Origin of the sequence: Pelagibacterium sediminicola, from assembly GCF_003390885.1 — a bacterium.
In the GTDB taxonomy this organism is placed as follows: domain Bacteria; phylum Pseudomonadota; class Alphaproteobacteria; order Rhizobiales; family Devosiaceae; genus Pelagibacterium; species Pelagibacterium sediminicola.
Genome location: NZ_QMEL01000002.1, coordinates 484,182 through 507,213, shown reverse-complemented (window position 1 = coordinate 507,213; position 23,032 = coordinate 484,182). Strand labels below are relative to the sequence as shown.

General features: G+C 63.3%; 25 protein-coding genes and 1 tRNA gene. 20 read left to right on the top strand and 6 right to left on the bottom strand.

Translation table 11 applies throughout. The features are described from left to right. Positions 1-22: 22 nt before the first annotated feature. Both DQG18_RS05645 and DQG18_RS05640 read left to right on the top strand, forming a co-directional pair. Positions 23-517, top strand: a complete 495-nt coding sequence (locus DQG18_RS05645; RefSeq protein WP_425454212.1) for an MmcB family DNA repair protein — start codon at positions 23-25, stop codon at positions 515-517. A gap of 148 nt (positions 518-665) precedes the next feature. Beyond that, a complete protein-coding gene (locus DQG18_RS05640) occupies positions 666-1,109 on the top strand; it encodes a hypothetical protein (RefSeq protein WP_157970019.1) in 444 nt (147 codons plus the stop codon). An 84-nt stretch (positions 1,110-1,193) separates the two neighbouring features. On the opposite strand, the gene DQG18_RS15990 is transcribed toward DQG18_RS05640, so the two are convergent. Beyond that, positions 1,194-1,781, bottom strand: a complete 588-nt coding sequence (locus DQG18_RS15990) for a helix-turn-helix domain-containing protein (protein ID WP_157970018.1) — start codon at positions 1,779-1,781, stop codon at positions 1,194-1,196. A gap of 90 nt (positions 1,782-1,871) precedes the next feature. Between DQG18_RS15990 and DQG18_RS15985 the strand changes: the two genes are divergently transcribed. From DQG18_RS15985 to DQG18_RS05580, 12 genes are all read left to right on the top strand, one after another. Next, complete coding sequence (locus tag DQG18_RS15985) at positions 1,872-3,035, top strand: hypothetical protein (protein WP_157970017.1); 1,164 nt, start codon at positions 1,872-1,874, stop codon at positions 3,033-3,035. Positions 3,036-3,105: 70 nt separating this feature from the next. Then, positions 3,106-4,011, top strand: coding sequence for a ribokinase (locus DQG18_RS05625; protein ID WP_116653241.1), 906 nt, complete (start codon positions 3,106-3,108; stop codon positions 4,009-4,011). A 196-nt stretch (positions 4,012-4,207) separates the two neighbouring features. Next, positions 4,208-5,539 carry a sn-glycerol-3-phosphate ABC transporter substrate-binding protein UgpB gene (ugpB, locus tag DQG18_RS05620; protein ID WP_116653240.1) on the top strand — a complete coding sequence of 444 codons (1,332 nt, stop codon included), beginning with the start codon at positions 4,208-4,210 and terminating at the stop codon, positions 5,537-5,539. Positions 5,540-5,607: 68 nt separating this feature from the next. Then, the gene (gene ugpA / locus DQG18_RS05615) at positions 5,608-6,492 is read left to right on the top strand and encodes a sn-glycerol-3-phosphate ABC transporter permease UgpA (protein WP_116653239.1); all 885 of its coding nucleotides are present in this window, start codon (positions 5,608-5,610) and stop codon (positions 6,490-6,492) included. A gap of 14 nt (positions 6,493-6,506) precedes the next feature. Then, entirely contained in the window at positions 6,507-7,346 is an 840-nt protein-coding gene (gene ugpE / locus DQG18_RS05610; protein ID WP_116653238.1) for a sn-glycerol-3-phosphate ABC transporter permease UgpE, read from the top strand. 5 nt (positions 7,347-7,351) lie between these two features. After that, positions 7,352-8,404 carry a sn-glycerol-3-phosphate ABC transporter ATP-binding protein UgpC gene (ugpC, locus tag DQG18_RS05605; RefSeq protein WP_116653237.1) on the top strand — a complete coding sequence of 351 codons (1,053 nt, stop codon included), beginning with the start codon at positions 7,352-7,354 and terminating at the stop codon, positions 8,402-8,404. A gap of 138 nt (positions 8,405-8,542) precedes the next feature. After that, a complete protein-coding gene (locus DQG18_RS16625) occupies positions 8,543-8,677 on the top strand; it encodes a hypothetical protein (RefSeq protein WP_281270396.1) in 135 nt (44 codons plus the stop codon). A gap of 126 nt (positions 8,678-8,803) precedes the next feature. After that, on the top strand, positions 8,804-9,994 hold the full coding sequence (locus DQG18_RS05600) for an MFS transporter (protein ID WP_116653236.1): 1,191 nt from the start codon (positions 8,804-8,806) through the stop codon (positions 9,992-9,994). A gap of 136 nt (positions 9,995-10,130) precedes the next feature. Continuing rightward, a complete protein-coding gene (ctaD, locus tag DQG18_RS05595; protein ID WP_116653235.1) occupies positions 10,131-11,732 on the top strand; it encodes a cytochrome c oxidase subunit I in 1,602 nt (533 codons plus the stop codon). Beyond that, on the top strand, positions 11,732-12,352 hold the full coding sequence (locus DQG18_RS05590) for a Tim44/TimA family putative adaptor protein (protein WP_157970016.1): 621 nt from the start codon (positions 11,732-11,734) through the stop codon (positions 12,350-12,352). The genes ctaD and DQG18_RS05590 overlap by 1 nt, the downstream gene beginning before the upstream one ends. Next, positions 12,349-12,705: a DUF488 domain-containing protein gene (locus tag DQG18_RS05585; RefSeq protein WP_116653233.1), complete on the top strand. Its 357-nt coding sequence runs from the start codon at positions 12,349-12,351 to the stop codon at positions 12,703-12,705. The genes DQG18_RS05590 and DQG18_RS05585 overlap by 4 nt, the downstream gene beginning before the upstream one ends. Continuing rightward, positions 12,702-14,084, top strand: coding sequence for an NAD(P)H-dependent flavin oxidoreductase (locus tag DQG18_RS05580; RefSeq protein ID WP_116653232.1), 1,383 nt, complete (start codon positions 12,702-12,704; stop codon positions 14,082-14,084). Before DQG18_RS05585 ends, DQG18_RS05580 begins: the two co-directional genes overlap by 4 nt. A 4-nt stretch (positions 14,085-14,088) precedes the next feature. Here DQG18_RS05580 and DQG18_RS05575 read toward each other — a convergent pair whose 3' ends face one another. Beyond that, on the bottom strand, positions 14,089-14,940 hold the full coding sequence (locus DQG18_RS05575) for a LysR family transcriptional regulator (RefSeq protein WP_116653231.1): 852 nt from the start codon (positions 14,938-14,940) through the stop codon (positions 14,089-14,091). A 203-nt stretch (positions 14,941-15,143) separates the two neighbouring features. Between DQG18_RS05575 and DQG18_RS05570 the strand changes: the two genes are divergently transcribed. The 4 genes from DQG18_RS05570 to DQG18_RS05555 are packed head-to-tail and all read left to right on the top strand — an operon-like array spanning position 15,144 to position 18,929. Next, positions 15,144-16,136 (top strand): ABC transporter substrate-binding protein, encoded by a 993-nt coding sequence (locus DQG18_RS05570; RefSeq protein ID WP_116653230.1) that lies wholly within the window; start codon positions 15,144-15,146, stop codon positions 16,134-16,136. A 41-nt stretch (positions 16,137-16,177) separates the two neighbouring features. Beyond that, a complete protein-coding gene (locus tag DQG18_RS05565) occupies positions 16,178-16,975 on the top strand; it encodes an ABC transporter permease (RefSeq protein ID WP_116653390.1) in 798 nt (265 codons plus the stop codon). After that, positions 16,972-17,721, top strand: coding sequence for an ABC transporter ATP-binding protein (locus DQG18_RS05560; protein WP_116653229.1), 750 nt, complete (start codon positions 16,972-16,974; stop codon positions 17,719-17,721). The genes DQG18_RS05565 and DQG18_RS05560 overlap by 4 nt, the downstream gene beginning before the upstream one ends. After that, positions 17,718-18,929, top strand: coding sequence for an NnrS family protein (locus DQG18_RS05555; protein ID WP_116653228.1), 1,212 nt, complete (start codon positions 17,718-17,720; stop codon positions 18,927-18,929). The genes DQG18_RS05560 and DQG18_RS05555 overlap by 4 nt, the downstream gene beginning before the upstream one ends. 7 nt (positions 18,930-18,936) lie before the next feature. Here the strand turns inward: DQG18_RS05555 and DQG18_RS05550 are convergent, their stop codons facing one another. The 3 genes from DQG18_RS05550 to DQG18_RS05540 all read right to left on the bottom strand — a co-directional run bounded on the left by DQG18_RS05550 (position 18,937) and on the right by DQG18_RS05540 (position 20,994). Beyond that, positions 18,937-20,076: an FUSC family protein gene (locus tag DQG18_RS05550; protein WP_116653227.1), complete on the bottom strand. Its 1,140-nt coding sequence runs from the start codon at positions 20,074-20,076 to the stop codon at positions 18,937-18,939. After that, positions 20,073-20,543 (bottom strand): MarR family winged helix-turn-helix transcriptional regulator, encoded by a 471-nt coding sequence (locus tag DQG18_RS05545; RefSeq protein WP_116653226.1) that lies wholly within the window; start codon positions 20,541-20,543, stop codon positions 20,073-20,075. The genes DQG18_RS05550 and DQG18_RS05545 overlap by 4 nt, the downstream gene beginning before the upstream one ends. A 361-nt stretch (positions 20,544-20,904) precedes the next feature. Beyond that, positions 20,905-20,994, bottom strand: a tRNA-Ser gene (locus tag DQG18_RS05540). Positions 20,995-21,206: 212 nt separating this feature from the next. Between DQG18_RS05540 and DQG18_RS05535 the strand changes: the two genes are divergently transcribed. Continuing rightward, the gene (locus DQG18_RS05535; protein ID WP_157970015.1) at positions 21,207-21,530 is read left to right on the top strand and encodes a hypothetical protein; all 324 of its coding nucleotides are present in this window, start codon (positions 21,207-21,209) and stop codon (positions 21,528-21,530) included. A gap of 33 nt (positions 21,531-21,563) precedes the next feature. After that, positions 21,564-22,217: a peptide-methionine (S)-S-oxide reductase MsrA gene (gene msrA / locus DQG18_RS05530; RefSeq protein ID WP_116653224.1), complete on the top strand. Its 654-nt coding sequence runs from the start codon at positions 21,564-21,566 to the stop codon at positions 22,215-22,217. An 85-nt stretch (positions 22,218-22,302) separates the two neighbouring features. On the opposite strand, the gene DQG18_RS05525 is transcribed toward msrA, so the two are convergent. Next, the gene (locus tag DQG18_RS05525; RefSeq protein WP_116653223.1) at positions 22,303-22,935 is read right to left on the bottom strand and encodes a peroxiredoxin; all 633 of its coding nucleotides are present in this window, start codon (positions 22,933-22,935) and stop codon (positions 22,303-22,305) included. Positions 22,936-23,032: the final 97 nt, after the last annotated feature.

Genomic DNA, 23,032 nt, shown 5'->3' with positions numbered 1-23,032 from the left:
AGTCCCAGGATGCAGGCGTAAAATGGAATTTATGACCCAATTCGATTCCAACCCGATCGAGCCAGTGCTCGTCGATGGCCGCCAGTCGCCGACCGCCTTGCGCGTACAGCGCGGCGTCATGCGGTTCCTGCGCTCGGTGCACGATATGGCGTGCTATGCCGAAGTGCCATTGGTCAACGGCCGCCGGGCCGACGTGCTGGCGGTGGGGGGCAAGGGCGAGATCTGGATCGTCGAGATCAAGTCGAGCCTCATCGACTATCGGGTCGATATGAAATGGCCCAACTACAAGGATTTCTGCGACCGCTTCTTTTTCTGCAAGCCCCCCGAGCTCGACGCCGGAATTTTTCCCGCCGGGGAAGGGCTGATGGTTGCCGATGGCCATGGCGGCGATATCCTGCGCCCGGCCCCTCTCGATACCCTCGCCCCCGCCCGGCGCAAGGCGATGATGCTCAAGCTCGCCCGGCTGGGCGCCGACCGTGTGCACGCCCTGATGGACCCCGGCCCCCTCGCAAGGTGACCGTTTATCGTTAATTGCGGCCGATTTTCGCGGGCATTCGCATCAAACGCATAAAATGGCGCCCTTTGGTTGCGCCACCGGCGTTCCGGCGGCCTTCTCGCTCGCGTTGACGAGGCGCAGTGCCTCTCAAGCTACCAAGGAGGCTCAAATGAAGAAACTTCTCGTACTCTCGGCTGCCGCGACTTTGGCGCTTGCCGCTCCGGCGCATGCCCAACTGTTCAATTCGGGCAATAGCGGTCTGCTCGGACTGGGCAACAATCTGCTCGGCGTGCAGACGGGCCATATCTCGGTGCTCAATGGGGGCATCCTCAATGGCTCGAACGTTCTGTCCGGCATTGGGCTCGGTTCGGCCGCCTACGCCGGTAACTCCTCCACCAACACGACCGGCTCGGGACACGCCGTGATCCCCGGCAATTCGGGCTCGATCGTTTCGGGCCGTGGAAACACCGTGGTCCCCGGTAACGGGAATACCGTGGTTCCGGGGCACGGCAATGTCGTGGGCAAGGGCAACGTCGTTGGTGCCGGCAACATGATCGGCAACCAGTGGGGAAGTAACTTCTACCACGGCTCGTTCAACTCTCGTTCCTGGTAAAACCCCGAACCAGGTGAGAGGGTTGCCCTGATCGGGCGACCGCCGCGCGGAACACGACCCCGAGTTGTTCCGCGCGGTTCTGTTTCAGATCGGGCGTCCGGAATGAATCGGCACGACCCGTGCCTCCCGCGTGCGCTCGGTGCGGTCCTTTTTGAAACCCATCTCGCCCATCCCATAAAGGCGCGGCCCGATCGGGCAGAAGGTCAAATGCGCCGTGCAGAGCCAGCGTCCCCCTTCATATATGAACGGAAGCACTACCCGTGCGGCGGTGGCCCCATTCTCGGCGCAGGCCCGGAACGCGGCGGCAAGCTCGACGATGCGGGGGTTGAACCGGCGCTCGAAAACCGTGCCGAACTGGCTCGAGGGGCCGCCGGCAAGCCGCAGGAACCGGCTGGTGGCCAGAAGGTCGAGCCGCGCATCGACCAGCACCAGCGGCAGGTTCGATTCGCGCACCTGATGGATCAGCGCGTCCAGCACCGGTTCGTTCCGCCCCCAGACCAGAGCCCTCAGCATCTCCAGATTGCGCGCGCGGGGCATTTCGCGCCCGCTTTCCCAGCGCGATACCCGGCTTTGCGACACGCCCAGCGATTGCGCGATGTCGGCCTGGTTGAGCCTTGCCGCGATCCGGTATCGCCGCAGCGCGAGGCCAATATCGGTATCACTACGCAGCATTGTCCATGACCTTTGTTCACGACGTTTTCTCCACACTTCCCCAAGCAGGCCACGGCACGGGTGAAGGACGGTTTGGGGAGGCGATAGGGAATGTTGCTTAGACTGGCTCTGGCCGCGGCGCTTCTGCCGGCCGCCGCTGTTGGAGAGGAATCGGGAGCGGGCTTTAACCTTGGGTCCGAAGCAACGCTCGGCTGGACATCCAACGCGGAAGCCATGGCGGGCGGGGGAAGCGACATGGTCGTCGAGCATTCCCATTCCGCCGGGTTCACCCATTCCGGCAAGGGTTTCGCATTGCGCGGCGCGCTCAACTTTGCCGAAACCCGCTACCGGCGGCTCTGGCAGGAAAACGACCGGCAGGCTGGCGCCGAACTGGTGCTCGAAACCGCGCTCTCCCCGGAAAGCCTGATGCGCGCCGAGCTGGCGCTCACGCTCCATGAAGACGGGCAGGCCATTTGGACTTCGGTAGGGTTCCTCGCCGCGCAAACGCCCTACCTCAAAGGCCGGGCGGAACTCGAATTCCACGCCGGGCTTGGCGAAGCCCTGGCGGTATTCGGGCTGCGCTATGGCACGACCCGCCACGGGGAGACGGCATTCGATCACCCGGCTCTTGTCCCGTTTCGCACCCGCGCCGATACAACGACGATCCAGGGCGATTTGCGCCTCTCCCATCGCCTCGACGAGCACGCCGCGCTTACCGGGCTCGTGATGGGCTTTGCCCATATGATTCCCGAAGCCGACCGGCGCGATTACGGGCGCATCCCCCTCCGCGCCCTGCGTCTTGCGGGGGGAATCGAGGCAGTCCTTCCCCTGCGCTCGAGCTTTACGCTCGAAGCGGGTGCCGACATCGTCTGGATGGAGCGCGCGGAACCCGGGCCCTTCATCGTTCCCTACATGCGCTCGGAAACCACCCTTGCCCTTGCGGCGGGATTTGATCTGCGCACGATGCTGGGCACCCGGCTCGATCTCGAAAACCCGGCCGACGGGCTCGCCGACTGGGTGCTCGAAGGGCGCGCGGCGATCGGCCGGGCCATCGGGCTATCCGCACGGCTCGAAGCGGCGCTTTTTGCCTCGGCTGCCCGCTCGCTGGGCTTTGACATCGAGCACAAGAATACGCTCGGTGCGGAGCTTTCGGCGCGGACGGCGCTGGGCGACAATCTTTCGGTCCGCGCCGCCCTTTCCCAGGCGGTCCATTCGGGTCTTGCCCCATCCCATGAGGAGACCCGGCTGGGCCTGACGCTTGCCGCCGCGATCTGAGGCTGATTTCCGTTGAACCGGCAGGCAAGCCTCTGGCACAAGGGGTGAACTTGAGAGAAGGGTTGCCGGCATGATCGTTGTTTACGGGTCCATCAATATCGACGTCATCGGCCATGCGCCGTCCCTGATGCGGCCTGGCGAGACCGTTCTGGGCACGACCCTTGAGATCGCCCCCGGCGGCAAGGGCGCCAATCAGGCGCTGGCCGCTGCGCGCGCGGGGGGCGAGGTGCGGATGATCGGGTGCGTGGGGCATGACGATTTCGCCACCCAGGCGCTGGCGCTTCTTTCGGAGTCGGGGATGGACCTTGACTTCGTGCGCCGCATGGACCGGCACACCGGCACCGCGCTGATCGTCGTCGATGACGCGGGAGAAAATATGATCACCGTCCTGCCGGGCGCCAATTCGCGCCTTTCTCCGGCCGTCCTCGAACGGGCGGGGCTCAAAGCTGGGGACTGGCTGCTCCTGCAACTGGAAACCCCGCTCGAGGGTATTCTCGCCGCCGCCCGCTACGCGCGGCGCATGGGCGCAAAAACCATCCTCAACCTTGCCCCCTTCATGGCCTTCCCGCCCGAACTGCTCGATGAGATCGACCTGCTTGTCGTCAACGAAACCGAGCTTGGGGGCGTTCTCGAAATGCTCGGCGCGCCCGTCGACGATGTAAGGCAGGGTGTGGGCTGGCTGGCCGAAAGGCTGGGGAACATAGTGGTCGCAACGCTGGGCGGCGAGGGGGCGATATCTTGTGCCGATGGCAAGGAAGTCCGCGTGGCTGCCATTGCCGTAACGCCGGTCGATACCGTGGGCGCGGGCGACACCTTCGTGGGCTATCTCGCCGCCGGCCTCGCGCAAGGGGCGGCGCTCGATACGGCGCTGCGGCGCGCGACGGTCGCCGCTGGCCTTGCCTGCCTCAAGCCCGGCGCCCAGCCCTCGATCCCCGAACGCGACGAGGTCGAGGCCCACATGGCCGGGATGGCCTGAGCCAAAGGCCGACCTTATCATCCAGCATCGCTGACATTGACGGCCACGGCGCACTTCTCCGGCCACAGGCGCTTTGCACAGTCATCCAATCGACATCGTTCCGTCATGTCAGCTTCAAGTCACCCGAATAGGTCTCCTCGCTGCAACGGCTTGCGATCCGCATGCCGGAGAAACCATTCAGGATCTGGATACTTTCATGCTCAAAGCACTTCTTGCCGGCGGTACCGCTGGCCTCGCACTTCTTGCAAGCGCCCCGGCCGCGTTCGCGCAGACTGAAATCCATTGGTGGCACTCCATGGGCGGCGCGCTTGGTGAGCGTCTCGTCGAGATCGCTGACGATTTCAACGCCAGCCAGTCCGACTATGTCGTCGTTCCCTCCTATCGCGGCGAATACGAGGAATCGCTGGTCAACACCATCGCGGCCTTCCGCGCTGGCGAACAGCCCCATATCGTGCAGGTCTATGAAGTGGGTACCGGTACCATGATGGCCGCCAGGGGCGCCGTCTATCCGGTCTATCAGCTCATGGCCGACCACGGCTCGAACTTCGACCCCTCCGCCTATCTCCCGGTCGTCACAGGCTATTACACCGACACCGACGGCAACATGCTTTCGATGCCGTTCAACTCCTCGACCCCGATCCTTTACTACAACAAGGACGCGTTTGCGGCCGCGGGCCTCGACCCCGAAACCGCTCCCGCAACTTGGGGAGACATCGAAACCTTCAGCCAGCAGATCATCGACTCCGGTGCGGCTCAGTGCGGTTTCACCATGGCCTATACCGCCACGTGGCTGGGCACCGAGAACCTTTCGGCGCTTCATAACCTGCCCTACGGCACACTCGAGAACGGCTTTGGCGGTCTTTCGAGCGAATTGACCTTCAATCATGAAATCGCCGAGCGCCTCTGGACCAAGCTGGCCGAGTGGCAGGATGCCGGCATCTACAACTATGGCGGCACCGCCGGTGGCCCGGACAACGCGCCCAAGTTCTATTCGGGCGAATGCGCCATGTACATGAACTCCTCGGCGTCGCGCGCCGGCGTTCTGGCCAACGCCGATGGTTTTGAGGTCGGCTTCGGCATGTTGCCGGTCTTTGCCGACGTCGATGGCGCTCCGCAGAACTCGATCATCGGTGGCGCGACCCTCTGGACGCTCGCCGGTCACGAAGATGTCGAATATGAAGGGGTTGCCGAATTCCTCAACTACCTCTCTTCGGCTGAAGTGCAGGCTGCATGGCACCAGGCGACCGGTTATCTCCCGGTGACCCTTGCCGCTTACGAGTTGAGCCAGGAGCAGGGCTATTACGACGCCAATCCGGGTTCTGATATCGCCATTCGCCAGATCAACCTCAATGCTCCCACCGAGAACTCGAAGGGCCTGCGCTTCGGTAACATGCCGCAGATCCGCACCGTTCTCGATGAGGAATTCCAGGCTGTTCTCTCGGGCGACAAGACCGCCCAGCAGGCTCTGGATTCGGCTGTCGAGCGTGGCAACCAGATCCTGCGCGAGTTTGAAGCTGCCAATCAGTAAGCCTTGGCCATAAGTACAGAAGGGCCGGTCGCACCCGGCCCTTCGCCTTTTTTTACGACGGGCGGACGATGGAAACCAAACGCACAGTCTTTCCCAACAAGGTGCTGCCTTACCTGTTCGTGGCGCCGCAGTTGATCATTACCCTCGTGTTCTTCATCTGGCCGGCCACCCAGGCGGTCAAATCCTCGTTCGAGCGGGCCGACCCCTTCGGGTTTTCGACCCAGTTCGTGGGGCTCACCCATTATATCCGCCTGTTTCAGGACCCGCTCTATCTCAATTCCATCGGGCGCACGGTGATGTTTGCTATCGCTGTCACCGCCATCTCGATGGGGCTGGCGCTGCTGTTTGCCGCCGCCGTCTCGCGCCTGATACGCTCCTCGCAATTCTATACGACGCTGCTTGTATGGCCCTATGCGGTCGCACCGGTCGTTGCGGGCATATTGTGGTGGTTCCTGTTCAACTCATCCACCGGCATTCTAGCCTATATGCTGCGCTATTTCGGCGTGATCTGGAATGCCAACCTCAACGGCACACATGCGATGATCCTCATCATCGCCGCCGCCGCCTGGAAGCAGATTTCTTATAATTTCCTGTTCTTTCTGGCCGGCATGCAGTCGGTCCCCCATTCGCTGACCGAGGCCGCCGCCATCGACGGCGCGGGGCCCTTCAAGCGGTTCTGGACCATCGTCTTCCCGCTCCTGTCGCCAACGACCTTTTTCCTGTTCATAATCAACATCAATTACGTGATGTTCGATACCTTCGGGATCATCGCCGCCACCACCAATGGCGGACCCAATCAGGCGACCAACATCCTCGTCTACAAGGTCTATTCCGACGGCTTCATCGGGCTCAACATCGGCTCGTCCTCGGCCCAGTCGGTCGTCTTGATGCTGTTCGTCATCGCGCTCACCTTCATCCAGTTCCGCTACGTGGAACGCCGCGTAAACTACTGAGGGGAAACGGTTCCGTGGTTGAAAACAGGCCCTTTCTCAGCATCCTCACCCACGCGGTGCTGATCGCCGGCGTCATAATCGTCGCCTTCCCGGTCTATGTGGCGATTATCGCCATGACCCATACCGACGTGACGCTCAACAGCGGCGCCCCGCTGTTGCCCGGGGGCGAACTCGTCGCCAATCTCATCGCCGTCTGGACCTTCGATCCGCCGGGCGCGCCACCCTTCTGGCTGATGGTGTGGAACTCGACGCTGATGGCGCTGATCATCATGATCGGCAAGATCGTCATCTCGATCGTATCGGCCTATGCCATCGTCTATTTCCGCTTTCCCTTCCGCACGCTCGCTTTCTGGGTGATCTTCATCACCCTGATGCTGCCGGTCGAAGTGCGCATCATTCCCACCTATGAGGTCGTCGCGAACCTTGGCATGCTCAATTCCTATGCCGGGCTCACCGTCCCGCTGATTGCGTCAGCCACCGCCACCTTCCTGTTCCGGCAGTTCTTCATGACCATCCCCGACGAGATGATGGAGGCGGCGCGCGTCGATGGGGCGGGCCCGCTCAAATTCTTCCGCGATATCCTGTTGCCGCTTTCGCGCACCAACATCGCGGCGCTGTGCATCATCCTCTTCATCTATGGTTGGGTGCAGTACCTCTGGCCGCTGCTGGTCACCACCCGCGAGGAGCACTTCACCCTCATGATGGGCGTGCGCCAGATGGCCGGTGCCCAGAAGGTTGATCCCCAGTGGAACATCATCATGACGGCCGTGGTGCTCGCCATGCTGCCCCCCGTCGTCATCGTCATCGCCATGCAACGCCTGTTCGTCAAAGGCCTCGTGGAAACGGAGAAATAACACCAATGGCGTCCATCACGCTTACGTCCGTCAAGAAGACCTATCATGGCAACGTGACGGCCATTCACGGGCTCGACCTTTCGATCGAGGATGGCGAGTTCGTTGTCCTCGTCGGACCCTCGGGATGCGGGAAATCCACCCTCCTGCGCATGATCGCCGGGCTCGAAACCATCACCACCGGCGAAGTGCGTATCGGCAATACGGTGGTCAACAGGCTCGAACCCGCCGAGCGCGATATCGCCATGGTTTTCCAGAATTATGCGCTCTACCCCCATATGAGCGTGCGCGGAAATCTCGAATACGGTCTCAAGAACCGCGGCACCCCGCGCCCCGAGATCGATCGCCGCGTTCTCGAAGCCGCCCGCATCCTCGAAATCGAGCCGTTCCTCGACAGGAAACCCCGCCAGCTCTCGGGTGGTCAGCGCCAGCGCGTCGCCATGGGCCGCGCCATCGTGCGCCAGCCCAAGGCGTTCCTGTTCGATGAACCGCTCTCCAACCTCGATGCCAAGCTGCGCGGTCAGATGCGCGTCGAGATCCGGCGCCTGCAGCGCACGCTGGGCACTACCTCGGTCTATGTCACCCACGATCAGCTCGAAGCAATGACGCTCGCCGACAAGCTGGTGGTGATGAACGCTGGCGTCATCGAGCAGATCGGCAGGCCGCTCGATATCTATGCCGACCCGCAATCGCTTTTCGTTGCCGCTTTCATGGGATCGCCGGGCATGAACCTTGTCGATATCGAGCGGCTGCGCGGGCTCGTGGCCGATCTGCCCGCCTCCATTCCCTCGGGCACCGGCACCATCGGTATCCGGCCCGAGGACATCGCGCTCGATGAACCCGCAACGCCCCATTTCACCATTTCCGCAACGCTGGAAGCGGTGGAACTCGTGGGCTCGGAAAGCCTCATCTATGCCAACGCGCAAGGGCTCAGCGAGGACGTGGTTCTGAGGTCACAGGGCATCCATCGCGGCAATCCAGGCGATCCCCTCACGCTCCATATCCGTCACGAGGTTCTGCATAGCTTCCTGCGCGAGACGGGCCGCAAGGCCGCCGCCTGAACGGGCCATAAATCGCAGCGTTGCCGGACTCGGCTGTTTCCTTCCTGCGTCAAGGAGGAAACATCATACGCGTGCAGTTTATTTTTCGCCGGCGCCCTCTATTACGGCTATGAGCAACCGCGCAAGCATAGCACCCATATGGTGGCCCCCTGCGCCGATGCCGACCCCGCCATGGACGCAACGGCCATCATCTACAAGCCCGGGTCGGGCCGCCATCTCATGGTCTTCAACCACGACGCCGGCCGATTCAGGTTCTGCGAGATCGCCAGATAGCCAAAGTGGAGCGAGTCTGACCTTGGTTCGCTCTCCCAATCAAGCCCTTGCGCTGCCTCTCATGTATACATTACTGATCCGGGTCGGATACGCGACAAATCGAAGGCAGTGTGAGCGGGAGACGCTTTGCAGGAACGGACCAACTGGACGCAGGCCGCGCTGATTATCATTGCCGGGATCATCGGTTCCTTCCAGATCGGCAAGGTGGCGATCGCCATCCCGCTTTTGCGCGAGGATCTGGGGCTGAGCCTTTTCGCGGTCTCCTGGATTGCGGGCGCCTACGCGACGCTTGGCGTCGTGGGTGGCGTGGCGGCGGGCTTTGTCTTTTCCTATTTTCCGCTCCGCCTCGTTATCGTCTTCGGACTGGGCCTGATCGCATGCGGCAATTTCCTGGGGGCCTGGGCTCCCGATGCGACGCTGCTGATCGTGAGCCGTGTCATCGAGGGCATCGGCTTTCTCGCCATGGTCATCGCCTGTCCCACACTTTTGCGCTCCATGGTGACCCCGCGTTCCCAGCACGTGGTGTTTGCGCTTTGGGCCTCCTATATGCCGGTCGGCACGGTGGCGATCATGCTGGCGGGCCCCTGGCTGATGCAGGGCGACTGGCGCTTGCTGTGGATTCTCAACGGGCTTCTGGCGGCCGGGCATGCCATATTGGTCCTGACGCTCGGCCGGCGCGGCCAGCCGGTGGCGGGCAAGCGCGTGAACCCCAGCGTAAAGGACATTCTCGCCGTCGTACGGGCAGGCACCCCGGTATTGCTGGCGTTGGCCTTTACCCTTTATACGATCCAGTATTTCGCGCTGACCACGTTCCTGCCGACCTTTCTCGTTGACCGGATGGGGCTGCCGCTGGCAACGGCAGGCACCGTTTCCGCGCTCGCGCTGGCCGTAAATATCGCCGGCAACATCGCTGCGGGCTTTATCCTGCGCATGGGCGCCCCGCTCTGGGCGCTGTTCGTGGTGGTTTTTTCCACCATCGGTCTTTCGAGCTTTGCCATCTTCCACGCCGGCAGTCCCCTGGTGCTGGCTGTTGCGGCGGCGGGCGTGTGCCTGGGGCTCGCCGCGCTTTTGCCCTCCTCGATCATCGTCACCATGCCGCGCCTCCTGGCGTCCAACCAGCAGCTTGCGCTCGCGATGGGCATGGTGCAGCAGGCGTCCTCCATCGGGCAGCTCGCCGGACCGGCCCTGCTGGCGCTCTGCATCGAATGGCAGGGCTGGGGCGGGGTGCCGTACCTGTTTGCGGCCATCGCCATCGGCGGCCTCGCCATCGCTGTAGTGCTGGGGCGGCGTGAGAGCCCGGTCGGGGCAAGCTCATAGAGGACAGCCCTTAGACAAAATGAATGCAATTATTTTGCGCTCAATGTCCAATTATACTCATTTGCGTGATTGAAGTCTCCGGCTTAGCCTGATCGTTGGGCGCGGGGTTCGTCCTGCGCCGATCACTCAGGGACGCATGGCGATGGACATATCCGCAACCCACCCACCGGTTTCTGGTCTCCGGCGCTGGCTCTATTCGACCAACCACAAGGATATCGGGACGCTTTATCTGGTCTTTTCGATCTTTGCGGGGCTCGTGGGCACCGGCCTGTCGCTGGCGATCCGCATGGAATTGCAGTTCCCCGGCGTCCAGATCTTTCACAACACCGACCTTTATAACGCGGTCGTTTCCGCCCACGGGCTGGTGATGATCTTCTTTGTCCTGATGCCGGCGCTGATCGGAGGGTTCGGCAACTGGTTCGTACCCCTGATGATCGGGGCGCCGGACATGGCATTCCCGCGCATGAACAATATCTCGTTCTGGTTGCTGGTCGCCGCGTTCGCGCTGTTCATCGTCTCGCTGTTCATGGCCGGACCTCCGGGATCGACCGGCCATAGCGGGGGTTGGACGCTCTATCCGCCCTATTCGGCCATCGGCCAACCCGGACCGGCGGTGGATTTCGTTATCCTTTCGATCCACATCGCGGGCGCATCCTCGATCCTTGGCGCGATAAACTTCATCACGACGATCTTCAACATGCGCGCGCCCGGCATGGGCATGCACCGCTTGCCCCTGTTCGCCTGGGCGATGCTCGTCACCGCCTTCATGCTGCTCATGGCCCTGCCGGTGCTGGCGGGTGCCATCACCATGCTCTTGACCGACCGCAATTTCGGCACGACCTTCTTTGTACCCTCGGGCGGGGGCGACCCGGTCCTTTACCAGCACCTGTTCTGGTTTTTTGGGCACCCGGAAGTCTACATCATGATCTTGCCCGCCTTCGGGATCGTCAGCCACGTGGTGTCGACCTTTTCGCGCAAGCCCATCTTTGGTTATCTGGGCATGGTCTACGCCATGATCGCCATCGGGCTCATCGGCTTTCTGGTCTGGGCGCACCACATGTTCACCACCGGCATTTCGCTCAACACCCAGAGCTATTTCATGGTGGCCTCGATGATCATCGCGGTGCCCACGGGCGTGAAAATCTTTTCCTGGCTGGCCACCATGTGGGGCGGCTCGGTGCGCTTCACGACGCCCATGCTCTGGGCAATCGGCTTTATCCTGCTGTTCACCATCGGCGGCGTGACCGGGGTGGTGGTGGCCAGTGCCGGGCTCGACCATGTCCTGCATGACACCTATTACGTCATCGCGCACTTTCACTACGTTCTCTCGCTGGGCTCGGCCTTCGCCATCTTTGCGGGCTTTTACTACTGGTTCCCCAAGATGAGCGGCTACCTGTACAACGAGACGCTGGCCAAGACCCAGTTCTGGCTCACCTTCGTGGGGGTGAACGTCGTGTTCTTCCCCCAGCATTTCCTCGGCCTTGCCGGGATGCCCCGGCGCTATGTGGACTATCCCGACGGCTTTGCGCTCTGGAATTTCGTGTCTTCGGTCGGCGCTTATTTCTCGACTGCGGGCGTTCTGCTCTTTCTGGTCGTCGTCGCCGAGGCGTTCGCGCGCAAGCGGGTGGCGGGAGACAACCCGTGGGGTGAAGGCGCAACCACTTTGGAATGGACGCTGTCCTCGCCGCCGCCCTTCCACCAGTTCGAGACGCTGCCGCGCTTCAGCGAGACAGAGTGATGGCGGAGGATGTCGTGCAGACCATCAGCCTGATAGATTGGATATTGACCATGGCGCTGGTTGCGGCCGTCTGGCGGATGTACGACACGATCCAGCCCCAATCTCACGTACCCGGCGAGGCAGAACCGCCAGGAGCGGTATCGGGCCCAAGGGATGCAAAGAGCGGCCCGGTCCAGCGCAAGCTTCAGCGTGTCCGCGATGCGGGCGGCTTTGGCAGTATCGAGGATTTCGTACGCGGCGCGCGGTACGCCTATGAGGCGGTGGTGACCGCCTATGGGGCAGGGGAAACTGCCTCACTGGCGGGGATGCTCGCGCCCGACGTCCACGAGGCGTTCGACGAGGCGATTGCCGGACGGGCCGCACGCGGAGAAACGCTGACCATGATCTTCATCGGCCTTGTCTCGGCAACCCCGGTCGACGCGGGAATGGAGGAGGGGCGCTGCTGGATTTCCGTGCGGTTCATCGCCCAAAGGGTTTCCGCAACCACCGACCGGGACGGCAACGTCATCGACGGCCATCCGCGCCGCGTCGACGAGGTGGCCGAGACATGGGCCTTTGCGCGCGCCCTTGGTTCGCGCGACCCCAACTGGGTGCTGGTGGCGACGGGAGAAGAGGCATGACGAAAGCCCAACTGACGCTCAAGCGGGCCTATACGCCCCCCGACGATGGCGACGGGTTGCGCGTGCTGGTCGACAGGCTCTGGCCGCGCGGGCTCGAAAAGCACCGCGCGGCGATCGGGGAATGGATCAAGGACGCCGCCCCCAGCCCCAACTTGCGCAAATGGTTCGGGCACGACCCGGCGCGCTGGGAGGAGTTTCGCCGCCGTTACCGCGAGGAACTGGCCGATAATTCCGCCGTCGGCCAGATAAGGGAACTGGCCCGCGAGCAGAAGGTGACGCTCATCTACGCGGCAAAGGACGAAAAGCATAACCACGCACTGGTGCTGCTCGATTATCTCAAGGGCAAATCATGACCGTGAAAAATCGGGCATGCGCCCTTTTGGGCTGCGCGCGCCCCATCGTCCTTGCAGGCATGGGCGGGCCATCGCGCGCTGAACTGGTCGCGGCGGTGACCAGGGCCGGCGGTTTCGGTTTTCTGGGCATGGTGCGCGAGCCGCCCGAACTGATCAGCGCGGAGGTGGAAAAGCTGCGCGCGGCTGGCTGCGAGCGCTTCGGCGTCAACATCATCCCCGCCGCGACCGATCCGGGCCTGCTCGACGCGCAGATCGAAACGATCATCGCGCTGGGCGTGCCGGTGGTGTGCCTTTTCTGGGATCTCGATCCCGCGGTCGTCGCGCGATTGCGCGCGGCTGGGATCATCGTCATCTATCAGGTGGGCTCTGTCGATGAGGCGCTGGCCGCCGAACGCGCGGGCGCGCAGATCATCATCGCGCAAGGATGCGAGGCCGGCGGGCACGTCAGGGGAACGACGCCGCTGCATGTCCTGCTTCCCCAAGTGGTCGATGCCGTCACCGTTCCTGTCCTTGCAGCGGGCGGGCTTGCGACGGGCGGCGACCTGCTGATCGCGCAGGCGCTGGGCGCGGAGGGGGCGGTGTTCGGCACGGCATTTCTCGCGGCAAGCGAATCCTTTGCCCATTCACATCACAAGCAGCGGTTGGTCGAGGCACGGCCCGGCGACACTCTTCTGACCGAAATGTTCCACATCAACTGGCCGCCGGGTGCGCCGGTGCGGGTGCTTGCGAGTGCGGTGACTGAGGGCGGGCCAAGGCCTGCCGAGGCGTCCAGGGTGATCGGGGCGGAGGGAACGCGCCCGATCTATCTTTTCAGCACCGATTCTCCGCTGCAATCGATGACGGGGGATTTTGAATCCATGGCGCTTTATGCCGGGACCGGGGTGGGAAGCATCGATGCCGTGCGACCCGCCGCCGAAATCCTGCTCGAGATCGTGGTCGGGGCCGCGACCGGGCCTGTCTCTCCCGATACCGGCATCGAGCAAAGCTCGCCTGCCTGCTATGCTCATGAGATGGGCGGGGCCTATATGGGCCAGCCCGAACCCGACGAAGTCGCTGCCGAGATCGCGGCCCTGCTCGCCGATCTGAAAGCTATGCTCGCCGCCTCCCTCGCCGATGGTGCATCCAAAGACGGCAATGGTCCGCCTTTTTCGCGCGATGGTGATGCGCTGGCCCGCTGGATCGTGCGGCTGGCTCCTGTCACCGGTGATGCCCCGATCCCGAGGCGCGCGGCTATCGGCATGGATGCAGCGCGCCGGGCGGCGGTTGATCGCCTTGGCCTGTTCGTGCCCCGCCTTTTCAACGCGCCGCCCGCCGCCGATCTGGCCGTGCTGCGGCGTTGGCTCGCCATGGAGGAAGCGCCCGAGCCGGTCCTGCCCTGAATGCTCAATGCGCCGGGGTGGGGCCGGTAGCGCTCATGCGAAACCCGTAACGCACGAGGTCGGTGAGCCCCTGCTCGACGCGGCTCGAATAGACCATGTACATCGAATGGGAGAATTCGGGCGCGTCTGGAACCCGGCGCAGGCGGCGCTCATCGAGTAGTGGCTGCACCGCGCTCTGGCGGAAATAACCCGTTCCGCCGGTCCCGGTGAGATAGGCGAAGGCCAGCGGTCCGTGCGATACCGAAATGCCCGGCGCCGAAAGGTGTGGAAAGGCCGCGTGAAGGCTTGCCTGGAACGATGGTCCCCAATCGATGTCGATATAATCGTCCAGCCCGTCGCCCGTTCCGGTGGTGACGAGGACGAGCTTTTCCTCGTGCAACAGTTCGACGACGATGCCGGGACCCTGCGGTGGAGGATCATAGAGCACGGTGAGATCGAGCAGGCCGCTATGCACCGCCTCGAGCAGCCGGGCGGCCACATCCACCTCGACGCGCAACGCAATGCCCGGCGCTTCGCGCTTCATCCAGCCCAGCCAGTCGACAAGCAATGGATTCCAGAGGCTTAGTTCGGCGCCAACGCTGACGATATCGGTATGGCCCTCGGGCAACGCCACTTGTGCGCGGGCGCGGTCCCAGGCCTGAACCAGCGTGCGCGCATGGCGCAGAAAACGCTCGCCCGCCGGCGTCAGTCGCGCGCCCGCCTTGTTGCGCACGAACAGGCGGCGCCCGATCTGATCCTCGAGAGTGCGAATACGCGCGCTGACGGCGGTCTGGGTCACATTGAGCCGCGAGGCCGCCGCAACGAAACTTCCGGTCTCCGCGATTTCAAGGAACGTCCTGGCTTGGGCGATGTCCATGGTCAGATGAGGTTTTTTGCTATCAACCCTCAATACCATGCCATCGCTTCATGTGACCAGATGCGGCAACTTGACCTGCGCGGGGGAAATAAAAAAGATGACTCTTTAAGTCACATTATAATATCATGCCGCTGTCGGGGGCGTCGTGCAGTGGATGATGGCTGGTCCGCGCCCTTGCGACCAACCTTTCTCACGGAGGCGTCATGTCCACTTCAACTCTTAGCCGCCGCGCGGTCCTGGCCGGGTCCGCCGGGCTGGCCCTAAGCCTTGCCGCGCCCGCGATCGTACGCGCGGCCCCCATTGCCCGGCTGGCGCTTTACGGCCCGCCGGCCTCGCCCACCATCACGCTTGCCCATGCGGTAGCCACCGGGGCGCTGGCGGAACTGGCCCAGGACATCTCGTTGACGGTCTGGCGCAATCCCGACGAATTGCGCGCCGGGCTGACCTCGGGCCAGATCGACCTTTCGGTCGTGCCGGTGCAGGCGGCGGCCAATCTCTACAATCGGGGCATGGGGCTGCGGCTGGTCAATGTGATGACCGACGGGCTCATCAATATCGTTGCCGCGGCGGGAAGCATCGGCGGGCTGGCCGATCTGGAGGGCAAGCAGATCGCGGTGCACTTCGTCAACGATACGCCCGACCTGATCCTGCGCGCCCTGCTCGATAAGGAGGGGCTCTCCGGCAGTGTCGAGATTGTTGCCACCGGCTCACCCGCCGAATCCGCGCAATTGCTGCTGGCGGGACAGATCGAGGTCGCACTGCTGAGCGAACCTTTCTCCACCGTCGCCATTTCGCGCGGCAAGGAAGCCGGGCTCGAGCTTGCGCGGGTGATCGATATCCAGAAGGAATGGGGCGGGCAAACCGGGCTCGGCGCGATCGTGCCCCAGGCGGGGCTCGCGGTCACCAAGGGCTTTTCGGACAACAATGCCGATCTCATCGCCCCGCTGCACGAGCTTCTGGCCCAGACGACCGATGCGGTCATCGCCGATCCGGCGGCCGCCGCCGCCAATGCCAGCGGTCCGCTCGAATTGCCCGCGCCGGTCCTTGCCACATCGATCCCCCATTCGGCACTGGTTGCCCGGCCTGCCGGGTCCATCAGGGCCGAGATCGAGGCGATGCTGTCGCTGATGGCCCAAAGCGATGCGGCGATCATCGGCGGACAACTGCCCGATGACGGATTTTACGCGTTGAGCTGACGATGAGCGCTCCGGGGCTTGCCCGGTCCTCCGGATGGGCGATGGATCGTCTCGCCCGGCTCGGCCGGTTTATCTGGTCAGGCTGGGCGGGGCTGGCCGGGGTTTGCCTTCTTGCCGCGTTCTGGCAGGCGGGGCACGAGGCCTATGGCGATTTCATCCTCCCCGCGCCGCTGGCGACCCTTTCCGCAGCCATCACGCTGCTCAGGGATGCTTCGGCACGGGACCTGCTGCTGCTCACCAGCGGGCGAGCCTTGCAAGGCTTTATCGCCTGCACCCTTGTGGGCGGGCTTTCGGGAATCGCGGCGGGCTATTCGCCCGCTACGCTCCGCGTCGCACAACCCATCGTGACCATATTATTGGGCGTCCCGCCCATTGCATGGATCGTTCTGGCCATGATCTGGTTCGGGACAGGAAGCACGACCGTCGCCGTGACCATCCTCATATCGGCGTTGCCCATCGTTTTTGCCGGCGCGGTGGAGGGTGTCGTTACCCGAGACCGGGGGCTCGATTCCATGGCACAGGTGTTCGGCGCCGGTCCGGTCCGCCGGTTTACCCATGTGGCCTTGCGCCAGATAGGCGTGCACCTGCTTCCCGCGCTCATTCTCGCCCTGGGCACCGCCTTCAAGGTCGCAGTGATGGCTGAGCTTTTGGCCAATGCGGGCGGGGTCGGGGGTGCGCTGGCCCGATCCCGGTCCATGCTCGACATTTCCAGCGCCATGGCCTGGGTCACGCTTGCCGTCATAGCGTTGCTCACCGTGGAATATGGTCTGGTTCGTCCCGCCAAGGCCGAGTTCGAGCGCTGGCGCGAAGCCGCTGCGCCCTGGGGCGTAAAGCGATGACCCTTCTGACGTTGCACGATATCGGTCACGCCTTTTTCGGGCGTACCATTCTCGAGGGCATCGATCTGGCCGTCGGACCAGGAGAGATCGTCTCGCTTCTGGGCCCCTCGGGATCGGGAAAATCGACCATCGCCCATATCGCCGCCGGGCTGATCGACCAGAAGGAGGGCCGCGTCGCGCGCTGTTACCAGCGCCACGCCATGGTGTTTCAGGAACCGCGACTCATGTACTGGGCGACGGTCGGGGAAAATATCGGCTTTCCCCTGCGGCTCATGGGCACCCCGCGCCGCCACCGCGCGCAGCGGATCGAAGCGGCGGCCATCCGTGCGGGCTTGCTGCCCGAGGACCTGGAAAAATTCCCCGTCGAGCTTTCCGGCGGCATGCGCCAGCGCGCCGCCATCGCGCGGGCTCTCGTCAACGAGCCGGACTTCATATACTTCGATGAGCCATTTTCGGCCCTTGATGTCGCGCTCAAGCGCCGCATGCAGGACCTTGTCATTGCGTCCTCGGCCGGGGAACGGTTTGGCGCGCTGTTCATCACCCATGACATCATGGAAGCGATCCGCATCAGCCATCGCATCCTCGTGCTTGCCCATGACGGACAGGGTATCGCGGGCGAGCGCCGCATGGCCGACGAGCCGGGCAAGCGGAGCGAGGAGAAGAGCTTTGCGCTGCGGCAGGCGTTTCTGGATCGCGACCCGCTTTTCGCCCATATCCACGAGATCGACGAAAGGGCGCGGCCATGACGGCGCCGCTGCCGCTCCATCGCGTGCTTTCCGATGAGGGCTTCCGCATCTTTTTCCCGCTCGCGGCGCTCCATGTCGCGTTCTGGCCGTTTCTCTGGGTGGCGGTCTGGTCGTTCGACCTGCCGCTGGCCCGCAATGTTTCGCCGGGCATTTGGCATGCCCACGAGATGATCTTTGGGAGCTGGGGCGCGGCGCTGATCGGCTTCATGACCACGGCGGCGCCCGAATGGACCAATTCCCCGCGCCCAAGAGGGCGCGCCCTATGGCTTTTCGCGGGGCTTTGGGGCCTTGGGCGCATTGCCGGGCTGGCCGGCGCGGATGTGCTGCTGCCCCTTTCGGGTCTTGCCGATCTCTTGTGGATTGCCGCGTTGGCGGTCTGGCTGGGCCGGATTTCCCTTACCGGGTGCACGAGGCGTGTCCTTTCTTTCATAGGCTGGATCATCGCGCTGGGGCTGGCCGGCGCCATTGCGCGCTGGGGCATGATGACGGCAGATGCGGCGCTCGCCTCCGAAGCGCTGCGGGTGGCGGGCCTGCTCTTTCTGGGCCTGCTGGGCCTGGCCCTGGCGCGGATCACCGTGCCGGTCACCAATGTGGTGCTCGATCCCAGCGAAACCACGTCCCCTTTTCGGCCCCACCCCGGCCGGCTGAACCTTGGCCCCGGTCTTGTGGCGCTGGCGCTTGCGGGAGACCTTCTCGGCCTGTCCCGCGGGGTAACGGGATTTCTCTGGATCGCGGCGGGTGCGGGCTTCATGGATCGTGTGGCCGAAGGCTTTGTCGGGCGCGAGGCGTTCCGGGCGGAAATCCTCGTTCTGATGGCGGCAAGCGGCCTTGCTGGCGCCGGGCTTATGCTTTTGGGCGCTTCCCGCCTCGGTGCGCCATGGGGCGAGGTTGCGCCCTTGCATCTGGCGTTAATGGGTGGGCTCGGCCTGGGTGTTCTGGCCGTGCTGGCCATTGCAGGGCGGTTCCATACCGGGCAGGGGCTGGGCCTGCACTGGCAGACCAGCCTGGCTTTCGTGCTCGCCGGGGCCGCGGCGTTGTTGCGGGTGCTGCCGGAGATGGGCTGGATGCCGTGGCCTCCGGGTCCGCTGCATCTTTTCTCCGCGCTTTTCTGGGCGACGTCCTTCCTGCTCTGGCTACATGATTACTGGCCCGCCCTCAGCGATCCCGAAACGCTGGACCGGCACTATCGTCGCGGACGCCGCGCCTGAGAGGCCGCTATCCGCCGGATCTCCAGTGGCGTTCGGCTAGATGGAGCCGGTCGTCGAGAGTGGAGAACAGCACTGCTATGGCGACGCCGATCGTTGCGCCCAGGATGGTGTCGAATACGCGTTCAGGCGCCATTTCCGGCCCAACGGTCTGGGCCGCCCCCATATAGGTCATCAGCAACGCCATGGGCGTGACCAGTATCTGGCCAAAAGCGTAATTGATGCCGATCACCATCTCGGTAAGGAGTTGCAGACCGACCAGAACGGTGATCAGCATCCAGACGGACGGGTCCTGCATCAAAAGTGCCCACGCCAGCACCGCGCCGACCAGCGTCCCCGCCATGCGCTGCAAGGCCCGGTTCATGCTGATATGAAGGTGCGCGCCCTGCATCACCGCCAGCGCACCCATCGCAGCCCAGGCGGGATGGTTCGCGCCGAATGCGTAGCTTGCAAAAATAGCGGCCCCGGCGCCGACCGCGCTGCGCCCCGCCGCGATCAGCCGATGGTCGAGCGGGCGTAGCGATTCTACAGGCAATGGGCGTTCCTCGGAGGGGGAATGGCGGAAGATATCGCTTGCCGCGCAGATGGCCCACGCCAGCGCTGCAACGATTGCCGTGGCGGTGGTGCGCTCGAGCACCTGCTCGAACCCAAGGCTCTGTGACATGGACGCCCCGGCGGCAAAAACGAAGATCAGCGGGCCGGGCGCCCCGAACCGGCCAGTGACGCTGACGAACAGGAACAGACCGCACAATAGCGCAAGCAACAGTAGTTGACCCTCGATCGGAGTGCCAAGCCATACCGCAATCGACATGCTGAAAACCGCGAAGGTCTGCCAGAATCCGCACAAGAGCAGGATGATCAGGCGGCTGCGGGAGGGTGCAAAGCGTCCAAAAAGGGCAACCAGCGCACCGAGCGCTGCAAAGCCGATAAGGTGGGGCCATGGCGAAAGGTAAAAGAGCGGCAGGGCGATACCTGCCGTAGTCCCGGCTTGAAGGCCGGCCAGTGTGGCGTTGCGTAAGGAAGGCTGCCTGGCCAGCGTCAGGCTGTCCCTCAACTGGCGCGGATGCAGCAAATGGCGGGCCGCATCGCGCCGCCGCGCCGGCGGCTTTGGGATCGCTCCCCGTGGCGATATGAGATTGCCGCCGCTCATGGGTGTTCCGTCTTGCTGGCCATGCCCTCCAGCTCAGGCATGCGCCGCTCGATGGCCTCGAAATGGGTGAGCATCGCGGCGATGTCGTCATCGGAAAGCTCGGAAAGCATGACGCGCTCGACTCTTGCCAGTTCCCGGCGGATTTCGCCCACCCGATCTTCGCCCTCGGGCGTCAGATGGATGAGGTTTGCCCGGCCATCATTTTCGTCGCGCCGCCGTTCGATCAGGCCTTCACGGGCGAGAATGTCGAGGACTCGGACGAGGCTGGATCCATCGACGCCCACAAGCGCGGCCAGTTCCTTTTGCGTGATGCCGCCACCGGTTTGCCTGAGATGCACCAGCGGAACCCATGTGGTGTCAGTGAGCCCGGAGGCCGACAGATGCGCATCGATCGCTCGCCGCCAGCGCCGGGCGAGCAGCGAGAACTTTATCCCGAAACGGGAGCGGAGGGGGCTAAACGTGTTCATACATTGATTATAGGGAATATAAATTGATTTGCAATTCAAATTATATTTTGAGATTTATGGCGAGCTTAGCCTGGACCCCGGGAATGAATTCCGGAGTGACAAGCAGAATGGGGCAGGTATTGGTCAAACAAACACCAATGCCATTCCGGGATACACGGGCATCCAGTACGATCTAGCCCCCAGCCGCCCCGGCAGGCCATTTCCATCAAAATGGGAGCTTTGGCTCGCCGATGCCGGGAGCTCTCAAGAGTTGAGGCCACACTGTTATTCTCGACATAGGCTTCCAACGGCCATATTGGGCACCGTACTGCCGCAATGGTCGGTCAAAGATCTGTAAAATCGATATGTCGTAGAAGAATTGTGGCGGAGAGAGAGGGATTCGAACCCTCGAGACGGTTACCCGCCTACACGCGTTCCAGGCGTGCGCCTTCGACCACTCGGCCATCTCTCCGCTTGCGAGTGCTCGATTATCCGGCTTTGGCGCTTATGCCAAGAGGGTAAGGCCAGTTTTTGGGGACATTGCGCTCCGGCCATGACAAACGCCGGGTTCTGCGTCCCGAATCCTCGATAATTTTACTATGTTTGCGATTAATGTGCTGCTTGGGGCCCGGACACGATATGACTTGTGTGTTGTGATATCGGCCAGAGTGCGGAATGGCGGCGATGAGACGGATTTTGCGGATATTGGGCGCCTTGCTGCTCGCGGTGGCGATGGTTTTGCTGGTTATGGACGGCACCCACACGCTGGCGTCGAGCGCTCTTGTCGTCACCCCGCTTGGCGGCGCATGGTCCGGCTTTTTCCCCGGCACGCTCGAACCGGCCCGGACCTTCATCGAAACCTCTGTGCATCCCTTGCTTTGGGAGCCGGTTGTTACCACGTTATTGTCCTGGCCCGGTTGGGCCGTGCTGGGCGGCCTTGGGGTTGTCCTGGCGCTCGCTGGCCGTACGCCGAACCGCCGCCGCCTCGTCAGCATCGATCAGCTTTGAACGGGCAGGGCGGTCAGTAAGAAAGCTGTGCCGATGATCTTTTCCCTGTTTTCAAAACCCGAAACGTTGCCCTCGGCTGCAGAGGCCCTGCCGGGCCGCGACCAGCCGCTCGATGTCGCCGAGACCCATTTCGTCTCCGGCCGCCCGCTCAAGGGCCCTTATCCCGACGGCGCGGAAACGATTTATTTCGGGCTGGGCTGCTTCTGGGGCGCCGAGCGCCTCTTCTGGCAGCTTCCCGGCGTCTGGGTAACGGCCTCGGGGTATCAGGGCGGGTTGACGCCCAATCCCAGCTATGAGGAAGTTTGCTCGGGCCGCACCGGGCATGCCGAAGCGGTCATGGTCGTTTACGATCCCGCTCTCGTCCCGCTCGAAACCCTGCTCAAGACCTTCTGGGAAGAGCACGATCCCACCCAGGGCATGCGGCAGGGCAATGATGTGGGCACCCAGTACCGTTCGGCGATCTATACCACCAACGCGGCCCAGTCCGCCGCCGTCGCGGCCAGTCGCGAGCGCTATCAGGCCCGTCTGGATGAAGCCGGTGCCGGCACGATCACGACCGAAATCGCGCCCGCGGGCCCGTTCTATTTCGCCGAAACCTATCACCAGCAATATCTGGCCAAAAATCCTGATGGCTACTGCGGCCTGAAGGGCACCGGCGTCACCTGTCCCCTCCCAGCGGCTTCCTGAGCCGTTCCCGGCGCACACTGATGCGGCCAAAGAAAAAAGGCGGCCCGTATTGGCCGCCTTCTTTTTTGACTCGTTGTGTCGAGGGTCAGTCCCGCGGCTGTGGCACGATGCGCAGATAGGGCTTGAGTTCATTCCAGCCACCGGGATATTTTTCCTTGGCCTGCTCATTGGAAACGGCGGGCACGATGATCACATCCTCGCCGTTCTGCCAGTTGACCGGGGTCGCCACCTGGTGCTTTGCGGTCAGTTGCAGGCTATCGATCACGCGCAGAATCTCGTCGAAATTCCGGCCGGTCGAGGCGGGATATTCGATCTTGAGCTTGATCTTCTTGTCCGGCCCTACGACGAACACCGAGCGCACGGTCAGCGTATCGTCGGCCTTGGGGTGGATCATGTCATAGAGCCGGGCAACGGTGCCGTCATCGGCGATCAGCGGAAAGTTGAGCGCCGAGCCTTGCGTTTCCTCGATGTCGCGCGCCCAGCCCGTATGATCCTCGATCTTGTCGACCGAAAGGCCGAGCACCTTTACGCCGCGCTTCTCGAACTCGGGCTTGAGCTTTGCGGTATAGCCCAGTTCGGTTGTGCACACTGGCGTGTAATTTTTGGGGTGCGAGAACAGTACCGCCCAGCTTCCATCGATATAATCGTGGAAGCGAATTTCGCCTTCGGTGGTCTGCGCGGTGAAATCGGGCGCGATATCGCCGATGAGAACGGACATGATCAGTCTCCTTTCCGGTTCCTGGCCCCAAATGCCAGGACGATGAATTCTTGAACCATAATATGGGGTCCGGCCCCTGCTTGGGCACCGTGGGCAA

What these genes read in the sequence shown, in the direction of transcription:
- DQG18_RS05545 (WP_116653226.1), bottom strand. Translation starts at nt 20,543, where the DNA reads ATGAACACGTTTAGCCCCCTCCGCTCCCGTTTCGGGATAAAGTTCTCG.
- DQG18_RS05525 (WP_116653223.1), bottom strand. Translation starts at nt 22,935, where the DNA reads ATGTCCGTTCTCATCGGCGATATCGCGCCCGATTTCACCGCGCAGACC.
- DQG18_RS05570 (WP_116653230.1), top strand. Translation starts at nt 15,144, where the DNA reads ATGTCCACTTCAACTCTTAGCCGCCGCGCGGTCCTGGCCGGGTCCGCC.
- msrA (WP_116653224.1), top strand. Translation starts at nt 21,564, where the DNA reads ATGATCTTTTCCCTGTTTTCAAAACCCGAAACGTTGCCCTCGGCTGCA.
- ugpC (WP_116653237.1), top strand. Translation starts at nt 7,352, where the DNA reads ATGGCGTCCATCACGCTTACGTCCGTCAAGAAGACCTATCATGGCAAC.
- DQG18_RS05555 (WP_116653228.1), top strand. Translation starts at nt 17,718, where the DNA reads ATGACGGCGCCGCTGCCGCTCCATCGCGTGCTTTCCGATGAGGGCTTC.
- ugpB (WP_116653240.1), top strand. Translation starts at nt 4,208, where the DNA reads ATGCTCAAAGCACTTCTTGCCGGCGGTACCGCTGGCCTCGCACTTCTT.
- DQG18_RS05575 (WP_116653231.1), bottom strand. Translation starts at nt 14,940, where the DNA reads ATGGACATCGCCCAAGCCAGGACGTTCCTTGAAATCGCGGAGACCGGA.
- DQG18_RS05550 (WP_116653227.1), bottom strand. Translation starts at nt 20,076, where the DNA reads ATGAGCGGCGGCAATCTCATATCGCCACGGGGAGCGATCCCAAAGCCG.
- ctaD (WP_116653235.1), top strand. Translation starts at nt 10,131, where the DNA reads ATGGCGATGGACATATCCGCAACCCACCCACCGGTTTCTGGTCTCCGG.
- DQG18_RS05625 (WP_116653241.1), top strand. Translation starts at nt 3,106, where the DNA reads ATGATCGTTGTTTACGGGTCCATCAATATCGACGTCATCGGCCATGCG.
- DQG18_RS05565 (WP_116653390.1), top strand. Translation starts at nt 16,178, where the DNA reads ATGGATCGTCTCGCCCGGCTCGGCCGGTTTATCTGGTCAGGCTGGGCG.
- DQG18_RS16625 (WP_281270396.1), top strand. Translation starts at nt 8,543, where the DNA reads ATGGTGGCCCCCTGCGCCGATGCCGACCCCGCCATGGACGCAACGGCC.
- DQG18_RS15990 (WP_157970018.1), bottom strand. Translation starts at nt 1,781, where the DNA reads ATGCTGCGTAGTGATACCGATATTGGCCTCGCGCTGCGGCGATACCGG.
- DQG18_RS05640 (WP_157970019.1), top strand. Translation starts at nt 666, where the DNA reads ATGAAGAAACTTCTCGTACTCTCGGCTGCCGCGACTTTGGCGCTTGCC.
- DQG18_RS05560 (WP_116653229.1), top strand. Translation starts at nt 16,972, where the DNA reads ATGACCCTTCTGACGTTGCACGATATCGGTCACGCCTTTTTCGGGCGT.
- DQG18_RS05580 (WP_116653232.1), top strand. Translation starts at nt 12,702, where the DNA reads ATGACCGTGAAAAATCGGGCATGCGCCCTTTTGGGCTGCGCGCGCCCC.
- DQG18_RS15985 (WP_157970017.1), top strand. Translation starts at nt 1,872, where the DNA reads ATGTTGCTTAGACTGGCTCTGGCCGCGGCGCTTCTGCCGGCCGCCGCT.
- DQG18_RS05535 (WP_157970015.1), top strand. Translation starts at nt 21,207, where the DNA reads ATGAGACGGATTTTGCGGATATTGGGCGCCTTGCTGCTCGCGGTGGCG.
- DQG18_RS05590 (WP_157970016.1), top strand. Translation starts at nt 11,732, where the DNA reads ATGGCGGAGGATGTCGTGCAGACCATCAGCCTGATAGATTGGATATTG.
- DQG18_RS05645 (WP_425454212.1), top strand. Translation starts at nt 23, where the DNA reads ATGGAATTTATGACCCAATTCGATTCCAACCCGATCGAGCCAGTGCTC.
- ugpA (WP_116653239.1), top strand. Translation starts at nt 5,608, where the DNA reads ATGGAAACCAAACGCACAGTCTTTCCCAACAAGGTGCTGCCTTACCTG.
- DQG18_RS05585 (WP_116653233.1), top strand. Translation starts at nt 12,349, where the DNA reads ATGACGAAAGCCCAACTGACGCTCAAGCGGGCCTATACGCCCCCCGAC.